Genomic DNA, 21021 nt, shown 5'->3' on the forward strand with positions numbered 1-21021 from the left:
ATCTCCTTAGCGATCTAATGGGTTCCGGGTCTGAACCCGGCTGACAGCCCAGCTGCGCGTGGTGCGCGCTGGTGTGTGTATCCAGTCTCTCATGCCGGTAAGGGTGCTTGAAAGCGTGGATGCCCTACGTGTGGTTCGATACTGAGGACCGGTACCGGATGTTGACGAGAGCGAGGTGGCGCGCAGGTGGCCGAGGAAGTACACGCCGAGATCGTGGCCAGCGTGCTGGAAGTACTCGTCAAGAAGGGTGACGCGATCGCCGCAGGAGACACCATCGTGCTGCTGGAGTCCATGAAGATGGAGATTCCGGTGCTGGCCGAGGTGGCGGGAACCATCGGCGACGTGAGTGTTTCGGTCGGCGACGTCATCCAGGCCGGCGACTTAATCGCCGTCATCGACGACTAGATCGCCACCGGATGTCCACTCTCGGTGATCTCCTTGCCGAGCACACCATGCTGCCGGGTGATGCCGTTGATCACCTGCACGCGGTAGTGGCCGAATGGCAGCTGCTGGCCGACCTTTCCTTCGCCGATTATCTGATGTGGGTGCACCGTGAGGACGACGCCTTCGTCTGCGTCGCGCAGTGCCGGCCCAACACCGCGCCCACCATCATCGATAACGACGCAGTCGGCACTATTGCCAAAATTGCGGACGTTCCGTTGGTGGAGGCGGCGTTCACCTCGGGTGCCATTGAGCGCGAGAGCGACTCGGATCTGACCGAGTATGCCTCCGAACTGAACGTGGAAGCGGTCCCGGTGCGCTGCGGCGACCGGACGGTGGCGGTGTTGACTCACCAGACAGCCTTGGCCTCCAGGCTCAAGAAGGGCACGCTCGAACGGGCCTATCTGGAATGCGCGGGCGACCTGCTGCTGATGCTCACCGAGGGCACCTTCCCGAACGTGGCGGACCAGGCGATGTCTCGGTCCAGCCCGCGCGTGGGGGACGGGTTCATTCGCCTCGACGTCTCCGGTGGGGTCAGGTATGCCAGCCCCAACGCCCTGTCGGCCTACCACCGCATGGGTCTGGCCAGCGATTTGCAGGGCCACAACCTCATGGATGTCACCAAACCACTGATCTCCGACTCCTTTGAGGGCCAGGAGCTGGCGGCGCACATCCGTGACGTGCTCGCCGGCGGCCCCAGCATGCGTATGGAGGTCGATGCGGGCGGTGCCGCGGTGTTGATCCGCACGTTGCCGCTCATCGCGCGCGGTACCTCCGAGGGGGCACTGCTGCTCACCCGCGATGTGACCGAGGTCAAACGCCGCGACCGGGCGCTGCTGTCCAAGGACGCCACGATTCGCGAGATCCATCACCGGGTGAAGAACAATCTGCAGACCGTGGCGGCCCTGCTGCGCTTACAGGCTCGCCGCACCCCCAATGACGAAGCCCGCGAAGCACTTTTCGAATCGGTGCGCCGGGTGTCGTCCATCGCGCTGGTTCACGACGCCTTGTCGATGTCGGTGGATGAGGAAGTCAACCTCGACGAGGTGATCGACCGGATCATGCCGATCATGACCGACGTCGCGACCGTCGACACCAAGGTGCGTGTCTCACGGGAGGGCGCGCTCGGCGTGCTCGACTCCGACCGCGCGACACCGCTGATCATGGTGATCACCGAGCTGGTGCAAAACGCCATCGAGCATGCCTTCGAGGAGGGCGCTCAGGGCCAGGTGATCATCAGGGCGGAACGGTCGGCACGCTGGCTCGACGTCGTGGTGCATGACGACGGGCGCGGACTACCCGACGGATTCAGCGTGGAGACCTCGGATCGGCTGGGATTGCAGATCGTCAGGACGTTGGTATCGGCGGAGATCGACGGATCGCTGGATATGCGGAGCGATCCGGAGGGCGGAACAAATGCGGTGCTGCGGGTTCCGTTGGGTCGACGTGCCCGCTTGATGGCCTAGTTACACACTCGGGGCGAAAGCCCTTGCACAGCAAAGAACCCGGCACCAATTTGTGCCGGGTTCTGCTTGCTGCGGCGTTTAGACGGCGCTGCGGGCGCGAGCGCGGGCGTTGCGACGCTTGAGGGCGCGGCGCTCATCTTCACTGAGGCCACCCCACACACCGGCGTCCTGGCCCGACTCGAGCGCCCAGGTAAGGCATTCGGTCGTCACGGGACAGCGGTTACAGACGAGCTTTGCGTCAGCGATCTGGGCAAGGGCCGGTCCGCTGTTCCCTACGGGGAAGAACAGTTCGGGATCCTCGTCGCGACAGACCGCCTTATGGCGCCAATCCATAGTTGTGCACTCCTTTTTCATCGCGCGCGCCACAAGCGCACGAGATTAATGTTTTTCGGCTGTTAACGCGTGCGTACCAAATGTTTCTGCACTGTTGCTTCCGATCGTTTCACAAGCTCAGCAGAAGTCAATAGCGTGAGTTAACACGTGGTCAATCTCACTCGGGGGTGGTGTCTGCAGACGCCACATTCGTTTGTACTACACTTAACCGATCTGCGCCTTGAATCTGGCGAGATTCCCTCGTTTTCCCAGGTGGCATGGTGCTACCCGTGAGTAACATCACCGCCCGGCGAGACTCAACTACGTGAAGTAGTACATCCGATTTGATCAGAATGTGACGTGCGCCGCGCTGCGGCTGTGAGTCGGCTGTACCTGGAACGGGCTGGCGCTCAACACTATTGCGCTTCGGATAAGTCTCAGGATGGGGCGCCGGCGGGTTTTGCCGGGGCTACCACGTCCAGAACGTCGGGTACGGCGGTGAAGGTCAGATCACTGCGCATCCCGAGGAAATCGCCGTCGACCTGCGTGGCGATCGGCGCCGATGCGTGCACATGGACCCAGGCGATGTCGTCCTCGCGCAGCAGGTGCTTGCCCGCCGGCCGGTCGGGACGCGGTGCTCCCACCATGTGGCGCACCAGGCGGAGGTTCGCGAGCACGTTCATGCTCTTGGCCGCGAAGACGCCCAGGCCGCTCTCGAATCCCGTGCCCGGATTGGTCCAAATGGCCCGCTCGTTGGCGTACGTCCAGGGGTTGGAATTGCTGATGAAGGCGAAGTGGACACCCGACTGCGGCTCATGGCCGGGCAGCTCGACGGTCAGCGTCGGCTGGCGCCGGGCGGCGCGAAAGAAACTCAATACCGCGCGCGTCACATAACGCCCCGCGGTGACTTGCTTGCCCTTGTTGCGGTGGGCCTCCATCGCGGCGACCACCTCGCCGTCCAGGCCCATCCCCGCGTTGAAGATGAACCAGCGCTCGCCGCAGTGCCCAAGGGCGATACGGCGCCATCGCCGCTGCTCGCGGCGATGTTCGTCGAGCAGATCGACCACTTGATTGGTGGCCTGAGCGGGGTCGGCGGACATGCCCAGCGTGCGGGCGAACACATTGGCAGAACCGCCCGGCACCACCGCGATCGCGGGCAGTGGACCCGGCGCTGGGTGACCCGGCTGGCCAAGTAGCCCGTTCACCACTTCGCTGACCGTGCCGTCGCCACCGTGCACAACGATGACCGCCGCCCCCTCGTCGGCAGCGCGACGGGCCAGCTCGCTGGCGTGTCCGCGATGGTCGGTGTGCAGAACCTGTAGGTGGACACGACTTTCCAGCGCATGAGCCAACAGGTCACGCCCGGCCGCCGTTGTCGAGGTGGCATTGGGATTCACGATGAGGACCGCACGCACGGGGCATGAGCCTAGTCGGATGTTCGTCACGCAAGCTGCTCATCACCGCCGGGATGAGGCCACATAGGCTTGCCCGGTGACCACAGCTGTTCCGAACACCGTTCGCCGCGCCGGAATGATCGTTGCCGGTGAAGGTGCGGTGGGATTGGTGATCGCGCTGGTCCTGGTGGTGCGGGCGGCCAGCGGCGCCGATCAGCATGTGGTCAACGGGTACGGCACGGCCGCGTGGTTCGCGATATTCGGCACCGCCGTGCTTGCGGCGGGCCTCGCGCTTGTCGCGGGGAAGCGCTGGGGCCGGGGTATCGCGGTGATGATGCAGCTGTTGCTGCTACCCGTGGCCTGGTACGCGGCCGTGGGATCGCATCGGCTCGCTCTGGGCGTACCGATTGCGATTGTCGCGGTCGCCGCGCTGGTGTTCTTGTTCAGTCCCACCGCTCAGATGTGGGCCAGTGGTGACGAGGTCGATACCGACCAATCGGACTAGCGTCAGCGGTCCGAGGCCAGCTCCACCAATGCCGGGCCTTGCAGCCGGTAGGTAATCCAATCCGATTGTGGATTGGCGCCGATCGAGTCGTAGAACTTGATGGACGGTGTATTCCAGTCCAGCACAGCCCAATCCAGCCGGGTATAGCCGTTGGCTACGCATTCGGCGGCCAGTGCCGACAACAACGCCTTGCCTAGCCCGGTGCCGCGCTGCTCGGGCTTGACGTACAGATCCTCAAGGTAGATGCCATGGTGTCCGGTCCAGGTCGAGAAATTCAGGAACCACACCGCGGTACCGCAGACCGCGCCATCGGCCTCGGCAACGTGTGCGAAAAGGGCTGGATTCGAGCCGAATAGCGCCGTGCGCAGCTGTTCGGGGGTGATACGGCACTCTTCGCGTGCGTTCTCGTACTCCGCGAGATCTTCGATGAGTCCGACGATGGCGGGCACGTCGGCTTCGGTAGCGCGGCGAATCTGGGTGTTACTCAATTTCGGCTCCTAACCCTGCCAATACGGTCCGGAATTTGACGGTGGTCTCGGATAGTTCGTCCTGGGGATCCGATTCTGCGACGAGTCCGCCGCCGGCGTAGGCGCGGATCGCGGTGCGGTCGGCGGACAGTTCGGCACAACGGATCGAGACGGCCCACCGACCGTCTCCGTTGCCGTCGCACCAGCCGACCGCGCCCGCATAGAATCCGCGATCGCCCTCGATGCGCGCGATCAGGTCGGCCGCCGCCTTGGTGGGGGTGCCGCACACCGCGGGAGTGGGATGCAAGGCCAGGGCCAAATCAAGTGCCGTGGTTGAGCTTTGACGTAGGCGGGCGCTGATGGCGGTGCTGAGATGCCAGAGCGCGGCGGTACGGCTCAGCGTCGGTTCCGGCGGCACCTGCACGTCGACGCACAAGGATGCGAGATCCTCACGCAGCTGATCGATCACCACGGAGTGCTCGTGGCGGTTCTTGTGTGAGCCCGCCAGGTCTTCGCCTGTCTGCCGATCCAGAGACGGGTCGTTGGATCGCGGGGCGGAACCGGCGAAGGGATGACAGATCACCATGTCCCCGCGGCGTTCCACCAACAATTCTGGACTGCAGCCCACCATGGTGTGCCCGCGGAATCGGTCACCGGCCGCGGAGAGCTCCACACAAAAGCTGTTGGCATCGGGGTCGTTTCGGATCAACCGATGTGTCAGTACCAACGGGTCCACGGGTGCGTCGGCCCGCAGTTCCAGCACACGTGCCAGGACAACCTTGGATAGTCCTGCGCCGCTGTCGCGGAGCACCTCGACCGCTTCGGTGACCCGCCGCAGATGTTCGGAGGGCTCCGGTATCTGTTGTGTCACATGGATATTCGGCATAGTGCCGTAGAACTCTCGCGGCTGTCCGCGTTGAACCGTGACCGGAACCGTCAGCGCGGCGGGTTCGGTGGTGTCAAAAGGAAGGGCGCCAACCAACATGGGATGACGACCGCTGCGTAAGGCCTCCGCCGCGTTGGAGACGTCGTCGTAGGTGATGTCCCGGCCATACGCGTACAGCGCATCGGCCGCCCGCGACATCACGAAATGTGGGTGCTCGGGGGAGTTGGTGGCCGTCATGTCAGCTTGACGGTACCGGGTGCTGATACCCGGTCAGGCCAAGCGCGGCCACCTGGCGCTGACCGTGCTCATGACCGCCTACGGCGACGGAGGCCGTGGCCATGCCGAGTCGAGTGCCCTCTTCGAGAGGCAGATCGATCCACCGGGTCATCAGAGCGCGCGAGAAGTGGCCATGGCCCACCAGCAGCACATCGCGTTGAGCGAGGTCAGTGGTGATCTTCGCGATCACCCGATCGGCTCGGGCCTGTACCTGTGCCACGGACTCGCCGCCGGGGCAGCCGTGCGTCCAGACCAGCCAGCCCGGGTCGTCCACGCGGATCTGTGGCGTGGTTAGGCCCTCGTAGTCGCCGTAATCCCATTCGGCCAGATCGTCCCAGACCTCGGCGACGTTCAGTCCGGCCAATTCGGCCGTCTGAATCGCGCGCCGGCGTGGGCTGCTCAGCACCAGCGGGTCATTCAGATCGAGATCCTTGAGCACCTCGCGGGCCGCCACAGCCTGGGCGCGACCGATTTCGGTGAGATCAAGGTCGGTGCGCCCGGTATGTCTGCCGATTTTTGACCACTCGGTTTCGCCGTGACGTAGCAACAACATTCGGTGCTGGGATGAGCCGCTCGCGCGAAGACCTTCGGGAATGGGGGCAGACACAGGTTGATTGTGCCGTACCGACTTCCGTCGTGATTGTGTTCGGCATGCCAGTATGTGGGCGTGACTAACCGGGACGATCTTCGCCCAAGCGGCTCATCGCGGGTGCTGGCGGTAGCCAATCAAAAGGGTGGGGTGGCCAAGACCACGACGGTCGCGTCGCTGGGTGCGGCGTTGGCGCAGGCCGGTAAGAAGGTTCTGCTGGTCGACCTCGATCCGCAGGGCTGCCTGACGTTCTCGCTGGGACAGGATCCGGACCGGCTGGGGCTTTCGGTGCACGAGGTGCTGCTGGGGCAGGCCGATATCAAGGAAGCGCTGCTAACTACCAGTGAAGATCTGACGCTACTGCCCGCGAATATCGACCTGGCCGGTGCCGAGGCGATGCTGTTGATGCGCGCGGGCCGCGAATACGCGCTGAAACGAGCGCTGGAATCGCTGGGCGACGAGTTCGACGTCGTGATCATCGACTGCCCGCCCTCGCTGGGCGTGCTGACACTGAATGGTTTGACGGCGGCCGACTCGGTGATGGTGCCACTGCAGTGCGAGACACTGGCACATCGTGGTGTCGGCCAGTTCCTACGGACGGTCACCGATGTTCAGCAGATCACCAATCCCGGGCTGACGCTGCTGGGCGCGCTGCCCACGCTGTACGACTCACGGACCACGCACAGTCGCGATGTGCTGTTGGACGTAGCCGATCGCTACGAGCTCCCGGTGCTGGCTCCGCCGATCCCCAGGACTGTGCGGTTCGCCGAGGCGAGTGCCTCGGGTGCTTCGGTGCTGGCGGGCCGCAAGAACAAGGGGGCGCTGGCCTATCGCGAGCTGGCGCAGAGCCTGGTGAAGCACTGGAAGAGCGGCAAGGCCATGCCGACCTTCACCCCGCCCGTCGACTGATTTCACTGCGCGTTCGATTCAGATTGACGCTAACCGTGGATCTGAATCGCCTCATTCCGCAAGCTTGCTGCCGCGGAGAGTTACGAGGAGCGCAGATGTATCAAGGCCGGAGCGATGCGGCGACGAGAGCGATCCTGGTGGTGGAGATTCCCGAATTTCCGGCGGACATGCGTGATCGCGCCGTCGCGCTGATGGACGAATTCGGTGAATACCTGCGGTACCGGATGCCCGAGATAAAGGTCGCCAAGACCGTCATCGCGGGCGCTGCTGCCGGTCCGGCCCCGGTACCGACAGTGGGCCTGAGTATCGACCGGCTCACCCGCCAGGTCAAGGTCGATGGTGAGCTGATAGGGCTGGCGTACAAGGAGTTCGAACTTCTTGCCTACCTGGCCCAGCATCCGCGGCGGATTGTCTCGCGCGGCGAGCTCATCGAGAATGTCTGGGATAACGAGTTCGCCTCGCTGCGGACCATCGATACTCACGTTCGTCGCATTCGGGTAAAGCTGGGCCGGCACGCGATGACATTGACGACGGTGCGTGGCAAGGGCTATCGATTCGATCCGCATCCGTCGACACGGTTCCGCGGCCAGCGCCCGATCCGCTCGGCATAACGATCAGAACGCTGCGGCCACACGAGTGCCATATGCGCGCGACAGAAACGTCCTGACGGCGTCCGAGTTGAGGGCCGAAGCCAACAGCGAAATGGGGCGACTGTCGGCGTTGTCGGGCCGGGCGACAAGGTACTCGGCGAAATCCGGATTCGCCGTGTCGCAATGCAGAGCTGACGTGAGGTCGATCTGTCGGTCCATCGCGTAGTTGCCGAACAGGAACACCACGTCGAAGTCGTTGAGTACGTCGGTGAGATGCGCGCTGGCGATCTGTTTGAACAGCAGTTGCCTGGGATTGTCTGCAATTGATTCGATTGTGGGCGTTCGCATCTCATCGTGCTCCAAGGTGATGAGATGCTGATCGTGCAGAATGCGCAGAGCCCGCGCCGCATTGACCGGATCACCCGGCAGCGCCACCTCGGCGTATTCGGGGATTGCGTCGATGGTGTCGATGGACTGCGAATAGAGCGCAAACGGTTCGATGTGCACGGCGGTTACCGCGACCAGATCGTTTCCGGTCGATCGGTTGAACTCCTGCAGAAATGGCAGATATTGAAAGAAGTTGGCGTCGATATTCTTGCGCACCAGCGCACGATTCGGCTCGTCGAACGTCTCGAATACTTCGATATGCAGGTCGACGTCCACGCGGGCAAGATCATCGCGAACATGGTCGAGGATTTCCGCGTGCGGAACCGGAGTTGCTCCTACGCGAAGCACGGTTCCCGCACCGCGAAGTGATCGGACTGTCGCCATGGGCTCAGCGTACCGATCGGGGATAGGGCCGGGCACCGCTTCTGTTACCGAATGTTACTTCCGGTGAGCCCATGAGTACTACCCGCTGGGCTGCTGTGGTCACTCCCAATATCGTTTCTGTTCAAGATAATTAGGTCGACGTTGGGATCTGTCAGTGACGGCACAACACGAATTGCCGGTGGGCGCGGCCGAGGCGCGCGATGAGTCGGGCCGGCGCCTGCGCGGTAATCTCGGGATACTCGCGGTGGTCTTCATGGTGCTTGCCGCCGCCGCACCCCTGGGAGTGATCGGCGGACCCGTACCTCTGGGCATCTCCACCGGCAATGGCGCAGGCTTTCCGGCCACGTTCGTCATCGCGACGGTGGTGCTGCTGCTCTTCGCACTCGGATTCACCGCCATGACCCCGTATGTGCGTGAGGCGGGCGCGTTCTTCTCCTATGTGCAGCTGGGCCTGGGGATACCACCGGCGATCGGAGCAGCTTTCGTGGCGGTCGTGACCTACGCGTCCATGGAAGCCGCCGTTTATGGTCTGCTGGGTCCGCAACTGGGCAGTCTGGTCGAACTCATCGGCGGGCCGCACCTTCCGTGGGGGGCATGGGCGCTCGCGGCCCTCGCCGTCGTCACATTTCTCGGTTACCGAAACATCGAACTGTCGAGTCGGGTACTCGGTGTCCTGTTGGTCGCCGAGATCGTGGTCGTGGCGGTTCTCGACGCTGTCGTGGTCTGGCGTGGTGGTGATCACGGATTGTCGACAGGGGTGTTCGATCCAGCTGAGATCTTCTCGGGGGCACCGGGAATCGGGCTTCTTTTCGCCATCATCTCCTTCCTCGGGTTCGAGGCGACGGCGATATTCCGGGACGAGGCCAGGGACCCGGACCGGACCATTCCCTACGCGACGTACATCGCCCTCGCGGTCATTGGGCTGTTCTATACGGTGTCCAGCTGGGCGCTGATATCGGCGTGGGGTGACAGGGAAGCCGTGGCGCGAGCGACGAGCTCCGGTGACACCATGTTGGTTGACACCGCACATCGGTATCTGGGGGTGCTGGGCGCCGACACCATCCAGGTGCTCTTCGTGACGAGCCTGTTCGCCTGCATCCTGTCGTTCCACAACGTGGTGTCGCGGTATCTCTTCGCATTGTCGGTACGCGGCCTACTACCAACGAGATTTGGTCGTCCGCATCATCGGTTCGGCTCACCGCACATCGCATCGCTGTGGCTTTCGGGGGCGATCCTGGCGGTGGTGCTGGTGGCGGCACTGATCGGCCTCGACCCCGGTGCCCAGTACTACACCTGGCTCTCCGGCATCACCACCGTCGGAGTGCTTGCGCTGCTGGTACTCACCAGTGCCGCGGTGCTGAGCTACTTCGCACGTGATCGGCACGGATACTCATTGTGGCGCATACGGATTGCGCCCGCGCTGGGACTCGTAGGTCTGATTGTCTTCTTTGCGCTGATCATCACGAACCTGCCGGATCTGGTGGGCGGCTCCTCGATACTCGCGGTCGCGGTGGTGTCCGTCCTGGCAGTGAGTTTCGCGGCGGGTGCGCTGCTCGGCTACACACGTGTGCGCCGCGGGGTTCCGGCATCGGCACAGACACCTGGTATTCAAACGGAGGAAACCGATGTCACTGACAAGTGAGCTCGAAGCGAGCACGCATCAATCCGAGTTGGCAGGGCGTATCGGCGCCGGCGAGATAACCGAGATCGAGGTTGCGTGGAGCGATCAGTTCGGCCATGCGCTCGGTAAGCGCATTCCCGCGGATCTGTTCCTGCAGCGCGCGCTGACAACCGGTTTCGGCTTCTGCGACGGTGCGCTCGCCTGGAATGCCGACGCACGCGTCATCGAGAGCCTGCGGCTCACCAATTGGGACAGCGGCTATCCGGATGTCTTCGCGTTGCCCGATCTGTCGACGTTCAAGGAGATCCCCTGGCGTCCCGGTGTGGGACACGTGATCTCCGATATCGTCACCCACGATCGTTCGCCGTCACGACTGGATCCCCGCGCTGTTCTTCGGCGTGTGATCGGCAGGCTCGGCGAGCTGGGATACACCGCGAAGATCGGCGTTGAACTGGAGTTCTATCTGCTGAACCCCGACGGGTCGACCTTCCAGGACGCCATTCAGACCTATTCCCTGGAGAACGCCAACACCTTGGAACCCGTTATGGGTGAGCTGTATTCGACATTGCGGGCTTTCACCAGGCTGGAGGGAATTCAGACGGAATACGGTCCGGGCCAGGTCGAGGCAAATCTGATCTACACCGATGCGTTGTCCGCGGCCGACGACAGCGCGCGCCTGAAGTACGCGGCCAAGGAAGTCGCGCGCCGCAACGGCAAGATCGCGAGTTTCATGCCCAAGCCGTTCTCCGAGCACTCCGGCAGTTCGGCGCACCTGCACATCTCCTTGTGGCGCGACGGCGAGCCGGCCTTCGCGGCGGAGACCGGAGCCGAAACTGAGATCGGCCGATACGCCATTGCCGGCCTGCTGGAACACCTTCCGTCGATCACGTTGTTCGGCGCACATTCGGTGAACGCCTACCGGCGCTATGCTCCCGGATCGTTCGCTCCGGCGACGTTGACGTGGAGCCGGGACAACCGCACGTCCTCGGTGCGTTCGCTACTCGAAGCTTCCCCGGATGCGACCCGTATCGAACTGCGGACCGGCGCCTCGGATGCAAACCCCTACTGGCTCGTCGCCTCGGCGCTGGCCGCGGTGATCGCCGGTCTGGAAGCGCGGCAGGAGCCCCCGGAGCCACTTACCGGCAATCTCTACGAGGTGGGAGTGCGCCTGCCACAGTCGTTGAGCGTGGCCATCGCGTTGGCCAAGAGCGATGACACGATCCTTGAGATCCTCGGTGCCGACTCGGTGCACGATTTCGCCGAGATCGCGCAAAGCGAATGGGATGAGTACTCGGGCACGGTCAGTAACTGGGAACTCCGTCGCTACCTCACCAACTCATGACCACGATCGCCCGACCGCGGTTCGGTGTCTGGGCACCGGTATACGGAACCTGGGGCGCCAGAACACATCCCGACGAGAAGCCCGATGCCAGCTATCGGCGTACGCGGGATCTGGTGGTGCGTGCCGAGGAGCTGGGCTTCGACTCGACACTCGTCGCGCAACATGTGCTCCATCCCGGTGATATGGAACACGATGTGCTGGAGACGTGGTCGACACTGGCCGGAGTGGCCGAGGCGACCAGCCACATCGAGCTGATCGGGGCCATCAAACCCCTGCTGTTCAACCCGTTGGTGTTCGCGAAGGTGGCCGCCAATATCCAGGACATCGCCGCGCAGCGCTTGGCGGTCAACCTCGTCAGCGGCTGGTTCCTCCCGGAGCTGCAGGCCATCGGTGCGGAGGCCGATCACGACGAACGTTATGCGTATTCGCGAGAGTGGCTCGAGGCCGTCGGCTCACTCTGGGAGGGTGCACCGGCCGCTGTCGGGGCCGAACTTGTGGGTGCGGGCGCCCGGCTGCGCCCCGTTCCGGAACGTCGCCCTCGCGTGTATCTCGGGGGCGAGTCGGAGCCCGCGCGCCAGCTCGCGGCCTCCCACTCGGATGTGTTCTTCCTCAACGGTCGTCCATTGGCCGATGCCGAGAAGATCATCGCCGACATGCGCGCACGCGACCGGAACGGCAGGGCACCCTTGGAGTTCGGCCTCTCTGCGTTCGTCATCGCACGGCCGACCACGCAGGAGGCGCAGCGGGAGCTCGATTACCTGCAGGGTCTCGTCAGTGGATCGGGTCAGCGGGATCGCACCACGGGTGCCGATCCCGCGACCGCGATGCTGAAAGTGCATGAGGGGCAGTCCCGGGTGGGCACCAACGGTGGCACGTTGGCGGGCCTGGTCGGTAGTTACGAGGGCGTGGCACACAGGATCGATCAGTTCGCGCAGGCCGGCATCAATTTGTTCATGCTGCAGTTCCAGCCGCTGGAGGCGGAAATGGAGCGGTTCGCCGCGCATGTCCTGCCGCTGCTCAAATAACGCGGAAAAAGAGGAAGTCAATGACTGCAACGGAATTGGTGGGTGGAACCACCGTCGACCGGCGCAACCAACTACGCCCGGTCCTATCAGACCTCGGCAACGAGGACGCGTCGTACGAGCGGGACAGGACGCTGCACCACGAATCGGTGCGGGCGATCGCGGACACCGGTGTGCTTGCCTTGCGGGTGCCGGTTGAATACGGCGGCCCGGGTGGCTCCATCGTGGATGTCATCGAGACCGTGATCGACATCGCTTCCTCGAGTTCGAATGTGGCACAGGCGCTGCGTGCTCATTTCGGGTTCGTGGAGCGTCTGCTGGGCAATCGTGGAGACGACGCCACCCGGACCCGATGGTTCCCGGAGATCCTTGCCGGGAAGGTCGTCGGGAATGCGATCACCGAGACGGTGGGCCCTAGTCCGGCGTCATTGGGAACCACCTTGCAATCCAGCGGCGGGGGCGGGTATCGCCTGGATGGCAAGAAGTTCTACTCGACGGGAACCCTGTACTCGGATCTGATCGCGGTATCGGCGAAACGCGAGGACGGACGCGAGGTGCATGCGATCATCCCGGCGGACCGCGAAGGAGTGGGTCTGCACGACGATTGGGATGGGTTCGGTCAGCGCTTGACAGCCAGCGGTGCAACGACTTTCGAGTCGGTTCTGGTGTACGAGGATGAGATTTCGCTGGTACCCGAAGAGCACCGTTTGGCGCACAGCCAGACATTTCTTCAGCTGTACCTCACGGCCGTGGCGGTGGGAATAGCCAAAGGCGTGCTCCGCGATGCGATTTGGTATGTGCGTAACAAGGCGCGTCCCGCCGCGCACTCGCTGGGACGAGTCGCCGCCGAAGATCCGTTCGTGCTGCAGGCGGTAGGGGAGATCGCGGCATGGACGTCGGCGGCCAGTGCCGTGACCGTGGATGCCGCACGCACGCTCGACGGCGTGGTCGATGACGGCCGGATCGATGACCAGACGGCGATCGGCGCCGCCGCGATAGAGGTGGCCAAGGCGCAGTTGGTTGCCGAGCGTCTCACCTTGGACGCCGCGCAACGACTGTTCGATACCGGAGGCGCCTCCGCCACGTCACGTGCGCTCAATCTCGATCGGCATTGGCGCAACGTGCGGACCGTAGCCAGCCACAACCCCCTTGCCTACAAGGCATGGGCGACGGGCGATTACGTCGTGAACGGCACACTCCCGCCTAACAGTGGATACTTCTGACGATGACCGATCCTTTGGCCGTCGTGGTGCCCCGGAGACTGTCGACCGGCGCGGACCCACGGATCGTGGCGGCGAACCGCCTGTTCGACCTGATCGTGGCGCTGGCCGAGGATGTCGGGCTCACACCGATCGTCACGGACGATCCGGACTACCCACTAGAAGGTGTCGGCGGTGTGCTGTTACCCGGCGGGGGAGACGTCAATCCGCGTCGGTACGGCTGCACATCGACGGCCGCCGTGTATGACGTCAACGAGGAGCAGGATCACCTGGACTTCACGCTGACCGCCAGGGCGCGCGAAGCGCAGCTGCCGATACTGGGCATCTGCCGTGGTGCCCAAGTGCTCAACGTCGCCTACGGCGGAGATCTGCAGGTGGATCTGGCTGCGGGGTCAGTGGACCACGGCGCAGCGGTGTTCTCCTGGCACCCGGTACATCTCGCGCCTGGTACCCGCGTTCGTGCCGCGCACGGCGCCGACGAACTCGTCGTCGCGTCCGCGCACCATCAAGCAGTGGCATCCCTTGGAGCGGGCCTGGTGACGACGGCATGGGCGGACGACGGCGTCATCGAGGCGTTCGAAGCCGAGACCGGATGGGTTTTTGCGATCCAGTGGCACCCGGAGGCTCCGGGAGTGCCCAAACATCTTCAGCAGGCGCCCTTCAAGGCGTTCGCGGATGCGGTGGCGCAGTCGGGTCGGGGTGCCCTGTCAGCCCAGCGCGAAGATTCGTGAACCGCGCTGCTCCACCACTGTGTTGCCGACGACGGCGCTGATGACGGGGCTCTTCTCGTCGGCCGGGTCACGTTGCACCGCAATGGACTTGCGGAACTCGCCGGTGGTCATGTTGAAGACGTCGATGCCGCCCTCGACGGGGACTACGAGCTCACCCGCCATGTTCGTGCCCGGCCCCAGGGGCCTTTTGGTGGTGGGCAGCACGAATCTGTAGGACAGATCGGAAGCGCTGAGCACCAGCACCTGATTGCCCGTCCACCATGTGATGACATCACCGGCTTGGGCGGCGGCATTGGTCTGGGCAATCTCGCCCGGCAGCGCTGTCGCGCCGACACGCGTCCCGCGGTCGTCGAACACCACCAGCTCGTTGCGGGTCCCCGGCAGATAGACGGCCGAGCGGGTGTCCGCGACCGCGAGCACCTTGGCCGCGGAACCGCGTTCCACCCCGGGCAGGACCGCCGAGTAGAGCTCCTCCGGCTTGTCGTTGTCCTTGGGCGTCGGCTTCTGCAATGTCAGCCGCAACGTGGGGTCCTGAGGGCAGGTTTCCAGCACCGCGAGCACGCTCGCCCCGACCGCGCCAGACTTCAGTGTGCAGTCCACCCGCGGCTGACTGTTGGGATTCAAGGGTGCGACGACCCGCCCGTACTCGAGGGTGCGCACCATGTCCGAACGCCACAGTTCGAGCCGGGTGCTGCCGAGCGCCAACACATAGGTGCCGTCGGTCGACAGCGACACCTTCGGGTCATTGGGACTGCTGCGCAACGGGCCTCGGCGGCCGGTCTGCCCGTCGATCATGGTGACCTGACCGCATCCGCGTGCGTCGCGGTAGACCGCAACGGCGTCGTCGATGAAACCGATCGCGCCGCACAGATCGCGGTTGCGGCGGGCGTACGACCACAGCTGCGCACCGGTCACCGGATCGTGGGCCACCACATCGTGCCCGTCGGCGCTGACGATCGCACCACTGGCGATGACGGGGCCCTTGGTGGCCGCGCTCGCGGTCGACCACAGCTCGCGCACGGAGTCGGGAACCCGGCTAGCGCTCATCGGACGTTTGATGTCCCCGGCGGCGGGGTGGCTGACGGTGGCGCGGGCATCGCTGGTCCACCAGATCGTTGTACCGGTGACGGCGACCACGACGGCAATCACCGCCGCGGCAATGATGTCGGCCCGGGTGCGCCGCTCCGGTGCGATCACGCCGAGGCGGTGGTCGCGGCCGGGCGCCGCCGCCTACGACGGCGGGCAGGAGCGGCCTGGTCTCCATCAGCGGTGGCCACCGGAGCTGGTGCTTCGGTGGCTGACCCCTCGGCGGGCTCACCGGCGCGCGTGCGCCGACGGGTGCGGGTGCGCTTGGGCTTGTCGCCCTCGGCGCGCTCGCCGCGCTCGGCCCGCGGTGCGCGGCGCTTCGGGCCACCGGAGAACTTCTCACCGATGGAACCGGTGACATCGGTGGGGATGTTCAGCTCGGTGAACAAATGCGGTGAGGTGGAATAGGTTTCGTCAGGATCGGGCACGCCGAGGCCGAGCGCCTTGTCGATCAGCTGCCAGCGTGCGATGTCGTCCCAGTCGACGAGAGTGACCGCGATACCGGTGCGCCCGGCGCGCCCCGTGCGTCCAATACGGTGCACGTAGGTCTTGTCGTCCTCGGGGCACTGGTAGTTGATGACGTGGGTGACATCGTCGATGTCGATACCGCGCGCGGCCACGTCGGTGGCGACCAGCACGCTGATCTCACCGGAGCGGAAGGAGGTCAAGGCCTTCTCGCGGGCGATCTGACCAAGGTCGCCGTGCACGGCACCGACGGCGAAACCGCGCTCGGCCAGCTCGTCGGAGACCTTCTGTGCGGTCCGCTTGGTACGGGTGAACACCATGGTGGCGCCGCGGCCATCCGCCTGCAGGATGCGGCTGACCAACTCGATCTTGTCCAGGGCGTGTGCCCGGTACACGAACTGCTCGGTCGAGTCGTGCACCGACGATGAATGAGGAGCCTCGGCCCGGATATGGGTCGGGCGATTCATGAAGGTGCGGGCCAGCGTGATGATCGCATCGGGCATGGTCGCCGAGAACAGCATCGACTGGCGACCCGACTCTGCGGATGGTGCCAGCGCCAGAATCCGCTCGATATCGGGGAGGAAGCCCAGATCCAGCATCTCGTCGGCCTCATCCAGAACCAGCATGGCCAGACCGCCCAATTGCAGGTGTCCCTGTTGGGCGAGATCCAGCAGACGTCCGGGGGTGCCGATGACGACGTCAGCACCGGCACGAAGCGATGCGATCTGTGCCTCGTACGGCCGGCCGCCGTAGATGGAGACGACGCTGAAGTCACGGTCGCCCGCAGACAGGTACTTGGCAGCCTTGGTGAGGTCGTCGAAGACCTGGATGCACAGCTCGCGCGTAGGCACGACGACCAGGGCGCGGGGGGTGCCGTTGAGCGGCCGGTCCTCGACACCGGTGGCGATGCGGTGCAGCAGCGGTACGCCGAATGCGTAGGTCTTGCCCATACCGGTACGTGCCTGGCCGATGAGGTCCGATCCGGCGAGAGCGAGCGGGAGGGTGAGTTCCTGGATGGCGAACGGATGCTCGATCCCGACCTCGCTGAGGGCCCGGACTATCTCGTCGCGGACGCCGAGTTGGGCAAAGGTGTGTTCGATATGACTCATGGTTTTGGGTACGTGCCTTTCGTGTTTTCGCTCAGCGCGCACGATCGGTAGGTCGGATTCCTAAAGATTCCAAGGGGCCGGGCTCGCGTTAATCGGCGAAGGCGGCACGTGCACGCACATTTCCTGTGGGAGAACTCCTGTGTACTTCATGGTCAGGGCGGTAGTCCCGCCTCCATGGTAGCGGGTGAGCTGCGATTTTCCGATTCGCCATGGTTTGCCGCGCGGATCGGTGTCCTCGACCGGGGGCCCGACTAGAGTTCCAGGCATGACTGAGCCCGATTCACTTGGCGCAAGCTGGGGTTCCCTCCCGCCTGCGGGGGCATCATCGACGGACGTCGATCCTCCTGGTGTCAATCAGCTGTTCGCGGTGATCGCGTACGGCGAGGTCGCGGCCTTCTACCGGTTGACCGACGAGTCCAAGATGGCACCCGACTTGGCGAGCAAGATCGCCATCGCCAGCATGGCCGCCTCGCAGATGCGTCACTACGAGGTGCTTCGGGATGCGATGGAGGCCAAGGGGGTTGACGTACTGGCGGCCATGGAGCCGTACGTCAAGACGCTCGAGAACTACCACTCGCTGACCCTGCCGCGCACCTGGTTGGAGGCCATGGTCAAGACCTACATCGGCGACTCGTTGGCCGCCGATTTCTATGGCGAGGTTGTCGACTCGCTGCCGGGCGAGTCAGCGGCTGTACTCAAGTCGGTGTTGGGCACGACGGGGCACTCGGAGTTCGTCATCGCGCAGGTGCGCGGCGCGGTCAAGGACAACTCGCAGCAGCGCAACCGGCTCACCCTGTGGGGGCGCCGGCTGCTCGGCGAGGCCATCACCCAGGCCCAGCATGTGCTGGCCCAGCACGACGAACTCGCGGACCTTGTGCTGTCCGGCGGCGCCGGTCTGGGGAACCTCAACGAGTTCTTTGAGCGGCTGCAGAGCGCCCACGCCGAGCGGATGGCTGTCCTCGGGCTGGGGTAGGGGCTGGGAATGGGCGACGTGCCGATACCGCCGTTCGCGGATGGCGCGTCTGCGCGCCGGTTCTGGCGGTTGCTGTTGTTGTTCTTGCACCAGGCGAAGCGTCCCGGTGAGTCTGTGTCGCTCCACCATTTCCTGCTGGCGATGACGATCGATGAACATGCCCCGGATCGAGACGGTGCGCGGTGTTCATCATGCACGCAGCCGTACCCGTGCCGGACGGTGCTGCGGGTCGTGCTTTTCGCCCGATTCCCCGTCGACTGGACCCCGCACGGTCTGTCGGCGCTGCTTGTCGACGTGGGGTTGCTCAGTCATTCCGCGACGTTCACGCCCACGAGCTGGGACTGGTATGACAGTGACTATTCCGAGCACATCAGCCGGGACGCGGACACCGGTGAGTGGAGTCGCCGTCGACACGGTAAGGGCGAGAACTACGAGAACGTGTTGCCGGTCGGTGATGACGCGGCGATGTGTCGGTACATCGCGGGCTACACCTTCAGCAGCCACCCATTTCCCTTCGGGTGGGCTGTCGATCCGCAGGAGGTCACCGATGCTCGCGCCGGGACACCGGCCGCGCTTCAACATTGGGGCGAGCATTCGCAGTACCCCTACATTGGGAGCCACATCGATTGTGGGACCGCGGAGTCAGATTCGTGAAACAGGCGTGGCCGTCTACCGGCTGATGCCTACTGCCACTTGACGTTCCAGCCCATCGACTTGTAGCGCTTGATTTCGGCTTCCTCGCGGCGCTTCTCGACTTCGTCATGCTCGGACCAGTCGCCGATAACGCCTGGCGAGGCCTTTGGCAGATTGCCGAACAACTCGCTGCCGTCGTCCATGTTTATGAGGTAGTCGGGGAGTTACTTGGCGCAGCGGGCGATGATGCCGTTGTTGCTCTGCACCGCCAGCATCTGGTTCGCGCTGTTAGTGATCGAGCAGTTGACCTGGCTGGCGAAGCTTGTCGCGGTGATCGAACCACCGGTGATCCCGGGACTCGGGGTGACGATCATCGTCCATGGCAGGGAGGCGCCGAGCACCGTGCGGGTCACACCGTTGCCATCGGTGTAGGTGATCGTCAGCAGATCGCCCGGGGTCTGGTTGCCCGTCACGTAGTACGCGAACGCAGCAGGTGTGATGGGCCGCTGGCCTTCCGGCGGCAGCATCGGGTTGGACGGCGGCGGCTCGGGCGGGGGTGCCTCCGTGGAGGGTTCCACAGTCGGTGTTTCCTGCACGGGCGTGCTCGTCACGGTGGTCGTGGAGGGTTTCGCGGACGACGTCGCGGACGGGGGCGGCGGAGGGGGAGTGGTCGTCACCGGTGTCAGCGAGGGCACGGGCGTGGTGACCGCAGCGGCGGGTGGTTTGTCGTTGCCGCCGCTGAGCACGACCGCCGTCGCGATCACGGCGATGGCGAACACGGCCCCGGCTATCGACGCGACCCATTTCCAGTTCTCGTTGGAACCCGGCGGCCTGTACTCGAAGTCCTCGTCAAGACCCGAGTACTCCGTGTACTGCGGGGCAGTCTCGGAGTTGTACGGATCGTCGTGGGGCTCGTAGTCGTGCGAGTACCGAGAATCTCCGCGATAACCGACCATGATCAGCGCCTCTTCTCAATGTTAAACCTGGTACGGATGTTACTGCTGTGACTAACGGTCGGCTGCGATCATGCGAGGTGTGTCGGCCCAGACGGCGTCGGCTAACCTCTGCAGTACACGCTCAATGACCTGGAAGGTACCCTGGTGGAGATCAAGATCGGTGTCACAGATAGCCCGCGCGAGCTGGTCATTTCTAGCGATCAGGCCCCGGCTGACGTCGAGAAGGTCGTATCGGCGGCGCTGGCCAAGGAGTCGGATGTGTTGCAGCTCACCGACCAGAAGGGGCGCAAGTACCTGATCGCGGCAGCCCGGATCGCCTACGTGGAAATCGGTGTGGCTGACGCGCGTCGCGTCGGCTTCAGCGGCTAGCCCAGCGGCTGAAGCGGCACGTGTGAGAGCCCGCCCCAGGCGAATCCGACGGTCGCGTTGACGGCGTCGTCCTTGGAGATGGGCTTCTCATTGTCCAGCCAGTACCGGGCGCTGACCTGGCTGATCCCCACCAGGCCGACGGCCACCATGCGGGCATGGTGGGGATCCAACCCGGAATCGTGGCTAACCAGGTCGAACACCGCATCGGTGCAGGCGCTGATGGCGCCCTCGACCCGCTCGGTGACCTGAGGGACACCCACGAGATCGTTCTCGAAGATCAGGCGGTAGCCCTGGCTGTCGTGCTCGACGAAATCGAAGAATGCCATCACGGCCGCGCGTAGCCGCTGACGGTTGTCGGTGGTGGTGCGCAGCGCCTGTCGCACGCTGGAGACCAGATTGTCGGCATGCTTGTTCAGCACGGCCAGATACAGCTCCAGCTTGCTCGGAAAGTGTTGGTAGAGAACGGGTTTACTTACGCCCGCGCGTTCGGCGATCTCGTCCATGCCGGCGGCGTGATAGCCGCGGTCGACGAATATCTCGCTGGCAGACCCGACCAATTGGCCGCGCCGCTCGTCGCGGGGCAGCCGCCCACCACGACGTGTGTTTCCCTGAGTTGAATCCTGCGTCGCCACCGTCGAGTTCACCGCGCCCCGACGCCCGGCCAGATTCGCAAGATCACGCATGTCCTTATCCTCTGCGCGCACACGACTACATGGTCGCCTACGCCATCTCACTCAAGCGGCAATTCAATCCGCTTAAACCCGAACTACAGACAGTACTCCTGGCGCCTGGCGGCGTGCCCGAGGCAGGATGGCCTGTCGCTATGCCATTCTTGCTGCGTGACCTACGACCGGCACCAATGGGCGCATAATCGTAGGTCCATGCCAG

24 protein-coding genes and 1 pseudogene are annotated in these 21021 nt (G+C 64.3%); 13 read left to right on the top strand and 12 right to left on the bottom strand.

The window, feature by feature from the left end; all coding sequences use genetic code 11:
* Positions 1 to 16: 16 nt before the first annotated feature.
* Positions 17 to 204: pseudogene (locus tag BKG76_RS25470) on the bottom strand (hypothetical protein); the annotation flags it as partial.
* On the opposite strand from BKG76_RS25470, the gene BKG76_RS17540 reads away from it, so the two are divergent.
* Entirely contained in the window at positions 187 to 405 is a 219-nt protein-coding gene (locus BKG76_RS17540) for a biotin/lipoyl-binding carrier protein (protein WP_070938720.1), read from the top strand. The pseudogene BKG76_RS25470 and the gene BKG76_RS17540 overlap by 18 nt on opposite strands.
* Before the next feature lie 11 nt (positions 406 to 416).
* On the top strand, positions 417 to 1907 hold the full coding sequence (locus tag BKG76_RS17545; protein ID WP_070938721.1) for a sensor histidine kinase: 1491 nt from the start codon (positions 417 to 419) through the stop codon (positions 1905 to 1907).
* A gap of 78 nt (positions 1908 to 1985) precedes the next feature.
* On the opposite strand, the gene BKG76_RS17550 is transcribed toward BKG76_RS17545, so the two are convergent.
* Both BKG76_RS17550 and BKG76_RS17555 read right to left on the bottom strand, forming a co-directional pair.
* On the bottom strand, positions 1986 to 2240 hold the full coding sequence (locus tag BKG76_RS17550; protein ID WP_005056343.1) for a WhiB family transcriptional regulator: 255 nt from the start codon (positions 2238 to 2240) through the stop codon (positions 1986 to 1988).
* A 416-nt stretch (positions 2241 to 2656) separates the two neighbouring features.
* Positions 2657 to 3634 (bottom strand): diacylglycerol/lipid kinase family protein, encoded by a 978-nt coding sequence (locus BKG76_RS17555; RefSeq protein WP_070938722.1) that lies wholly within the window; start codon positions 3632 to 3634, stop codon positions 2657 to 2659.
* Between the two features lie 76 nt (positions 3635 to 3710).
* Here BKG76_RS17555 and BKG76_RS17560 point away from each other — a divergent pair, with 76 nt between their 5' ends.
* Complete coding sequence (locus tag BKG76_RS17560) at positions 3711 to 4118, top strand: hypothetical protein (protein WP_078336387.1); 408 nt, start codon at positions 3711 to 3713, stop codon at positions 4116 to 4118.
* 2 nt (positions 4119 to 4120) lie between these two features.
* Here BKG76_RS17560 and BKG76_RS17565 read toward each other — a convergent pair whose 3' ends face one another.
* Genes BKG76_RS17565 through BKG76_RS17575 form a run of 3 tightly spaced genes read right to left on the bottom strand, consistent with a single transcriptional unit; the run spans position 4121 to position 6300 of the window.
* Complete coding sequence (locus tag BKG76_RS17565; protein ID WP_070938724.1) at positions 4121 to 4606, bottom strand: GNAT family N-acetyltransferase; 486 nt, start codon at positions 4604 to 4606, stop codon at positions 4121 to 4123.
* Complete coding sequence (locus BKG76_RS17570) at positions 4599 to 5708, bottom strand: isochorismate synthase (protein WP_070938725.1); 1110 nt, start codon at positions 5706 to 5708, stop codon at positions 4599 to 4601. Before BKG76_RS17570 ends, BKG76_RS17565 begins: the two co-directional genes overlap by 8 nt.
* Before the next feature lies 1 nt (position 5709).
* On the bottom strand, positions 5710 to 6300 hold the full coding sequence (locus BKG76_RS17575) for an acid phosphatase (RefSeq protein ID WP_070938726.1): 591 nt from the start codon (positions 6298 to 6300) through the stop codon (positions 5710 to 5712).
* A gap of 156 nt (positions 6301 to 6456) precedes the next feature.
* Here BKG76_RS17575 and BKG76_RS17580 point away from each other — a divergent pair, with 156 nt between their 5' ends.
* Entirely contained in the window at positions 6457 to 7245 is a 789-nt protein-coding gene (locus tag BKG76_RS17580) for a ParA family protein (protein ID WP_070938727.1), read from the top strand.
* Positions 7246 to 7340: 95 nt separating this feature from the next.
* Entirely contained in the window at positions 7341 to 7856 is a 516-nt protein-coding gene (locus tag BKG76_RS17585; RefSeq protein WP_070938728.1) for a winged helix-turn-helix domain-containing protein, read from the top strand.
* A 3-nt stretch (positions 7857 to 7859) separates the two neighbouring features.
* Here the strand turns inward: BKG76_RS17585 and BKG76_RS17590 are convergent, their stop codons facing one another.
* Positions 7860 to 8606: a MetQ/NlpA family ABC transporter substrate-binding protein gene (locus tag BKG76_RS17590; protein WP_070938729.1), complete on the bottom strand. Its 747-nt coding sequence runs from the start codon at positions 8604 to 8606 to the stop codon at positions 7860 to 7862.
* 154 nt (positions 8607 to 8760) lie between these two features.
* Here BKG76_RS17590 and BKG76_RS17595 point away from each other — a divergent pair, with 154 nt between their 5' ends.
* Genes BKG76_RS17595 through BKG76_RS17615 form a run of 5 tightly spaced genes read left to right on the top strand, consistent with a single transcriptional unit; the run spans position 8761 to position 14542 of the window.
* Positions 8761 to 10248, top strand: coding sequence for an APC family permease (locus tag BKG76_RS17595; RefSeq protein WP_236737579.1), 1488 nt, complete (start codon positions 8761 to 8763; stop codon positions 10246 to 10248).
* Complete coding sequence (locus tag BKG76_RS17600) at positions 10232 to 11569, top strand: glutamine synthetase family protein (protein WP_070939336.1); 1338 nt, start codon at positions 10232 to 10234, stop codon at positions 11567 to 11569. Before BKG76_RS17595 ends, BKG76_RS17600 begins: the two co-directional genes overlap by 17 nt.
* Positions 11566 to 12594, top strand: coding sequence for an LLM class flavin-dependent oxidoreductase (locus tag BKG76_RS17605; protein WP_330220044.1), 1029 nt, complete (start codon positions 11566 to 11568; stop codon positions 12592 to 12594). Before BKG76_RS17600 ends, BKG76_RS17605 begins: the two co-directional genes overlap by 4 nt.
* Positions 12595 to 12614: 20 nt before the next feature.
* Complete coding sequence (locus tag BKG76_RS17610; protein ID WP_070938730.1) at positions 12615 to 13814, top strand: acyl-CoA dehydrogenase family protein; 1200 nt, start codon at positions 12615 to 12617, stop codon at positions 13812 to 13814.
* Positions 13815 to 13816: 2 nt separating this feature from the next.
* A complete protein-coding gene (locus BKG76_RS17615; protein ID WP_070938731.1) occupies positions 13817 to 14542 on the top strand; it encodes a gamma-glutamyl-gamma-aminobutyrate hydrolase family protein in 726 nt (241 codons plus the stop codon).
* Here the strand turns inward: BKG76_RS17615 and BKG76_RS17620 are convergent.
* Both BKG76_RS17620 and BKG76_RS17625 read right to left on the bottom strand, forming a co-directional pair.
* The gene (locus BKG76_RS17620; protein WP_070938732.1) at positions 14519 to 15739 is read right to left on the bottom strand and encodes an Rv3212 family protein; all 1221 of its coding nucleotides are present in this window, start codon (positions 15737 to 15739) and stop codon (positions 14519 to 14521) included. The genes BKG76_RS17615 and BKG76_RS17620 overlap by 24 nt on opposite strands.
* Entirely contained in the window at positions 15736 to 17202 is a 1467-nt protein-coding gene (locus tag BKG76_RS17625) for a DEAD/DEAH box helicase (protein WP_070938733.1), read from the bottom strand. The genes BKG76_RS17620 and BKG76_RS17625 overlap by 4 nt, the downstream gene beginning before the upstream one ends.
* Before the next feature lie 265 nt (positions 17203 to 17467).
* On the opposite strand from BKG76_RS17625, the gene BKG76_RS17630 reads away from it, so the two are divergent.
* Both BKG76_RS17630 and BKG76_RS17635 read left to right on the top strand, forming a co-directional pair.
* Positions 17468 to 18175: a ferritin-like fold-containing protein gene (locus BKG76_RS17630; protein WP_070938734.1), complete on the top strand. Its 708-nt coding sequence runs from the start codon at positions 17468 to 17470 to the stop codon at positions 18173 to 18175.
* A 9-nt stretch (positions 18176 to 18184) separates the two neighbouring features.
* Entirely contained in the window at positions 18185 to 18829 is a 645-nt protein-coding gene (locus BKG76_RS17635; protein WP_070938735.1) for a hypothetical protein, read from the top strand.
* A gap of 29 nt (positions 18830 to 18858) precedes the next feature.
* Here BKG76_RS17635 and BKG76_RS25165 read toward each other — a convergent pair whose 3' ends face one another.
* A complete protein-coding gene (locus tag BKG76_RS25165; RefSeq protein WP_165611526.1) occupies positions 18859 to 19011 on the bottom strand; it encodes a hypothetical protein in 153 nt (50 codons plus the stop codon).
* A gap of 21 nt (positions 19012 to 19032) precedes the next feature.
* Positions 19033 to 19764, bottom strand: coding sequence for an MmpS family transport accessory protein (locus BKG76_RS17640; RefSeq protein WP_070938736.1), 732 nt, complete (start codon positions 19762 to 19764; stop codon positions 19033 to 19035).
* A gap of 144 nt (positions 19765 to 19908) precedes the next feature.
* Between BKG76_RS17640 and BKG76_RS17645 the strand changes: the two genes are divergently transcribed.
* Positions 19909 to 20133 (top strand): DUF3107 domain-containing protein, encoded by a 225-nt coding sequence (locus tag BKG76_RS17645; RefSeq protein ID WP_070938737.1) that lies wholly within the window; start codon positions 19909 to 19911, stop codon positions 20131 to 20133.
* On the opposite strand, the gene BKG76_RS17650 is transcribed toward BKG76_RS17645, so the two are convergent.
* The gene (locus BKG76_RS17650) at positions 20130 to 20816 is read right to left on the bottom strand and encodes a TetR/AcrR family transcriptional regulator (RefSeq protein ID WP_070938738.1); all 687 of its coding nucleotides are present in this window, start codon (positions 20814 to 20816) and stop codon (positions 20130 to 20132) included. The two genes, BKG76_RS17645 and BKG76_RS17650, sit on opposite strands and share 4 nt — an antisense overlap.
* Between the last annotated feature and the right edge of the window lie 205 nt (positions 20817 to 21021).

Source organism: Mycobacteroides franklinii (assembly GCF_001853795.1).
Taxonomy (GTDB): Bacteria; Actinomycetota; Actinomycetes; order Mycobacteriales; family Mycobacteriaceae; genus Mycobacterium; species Mycobacterium franklinii.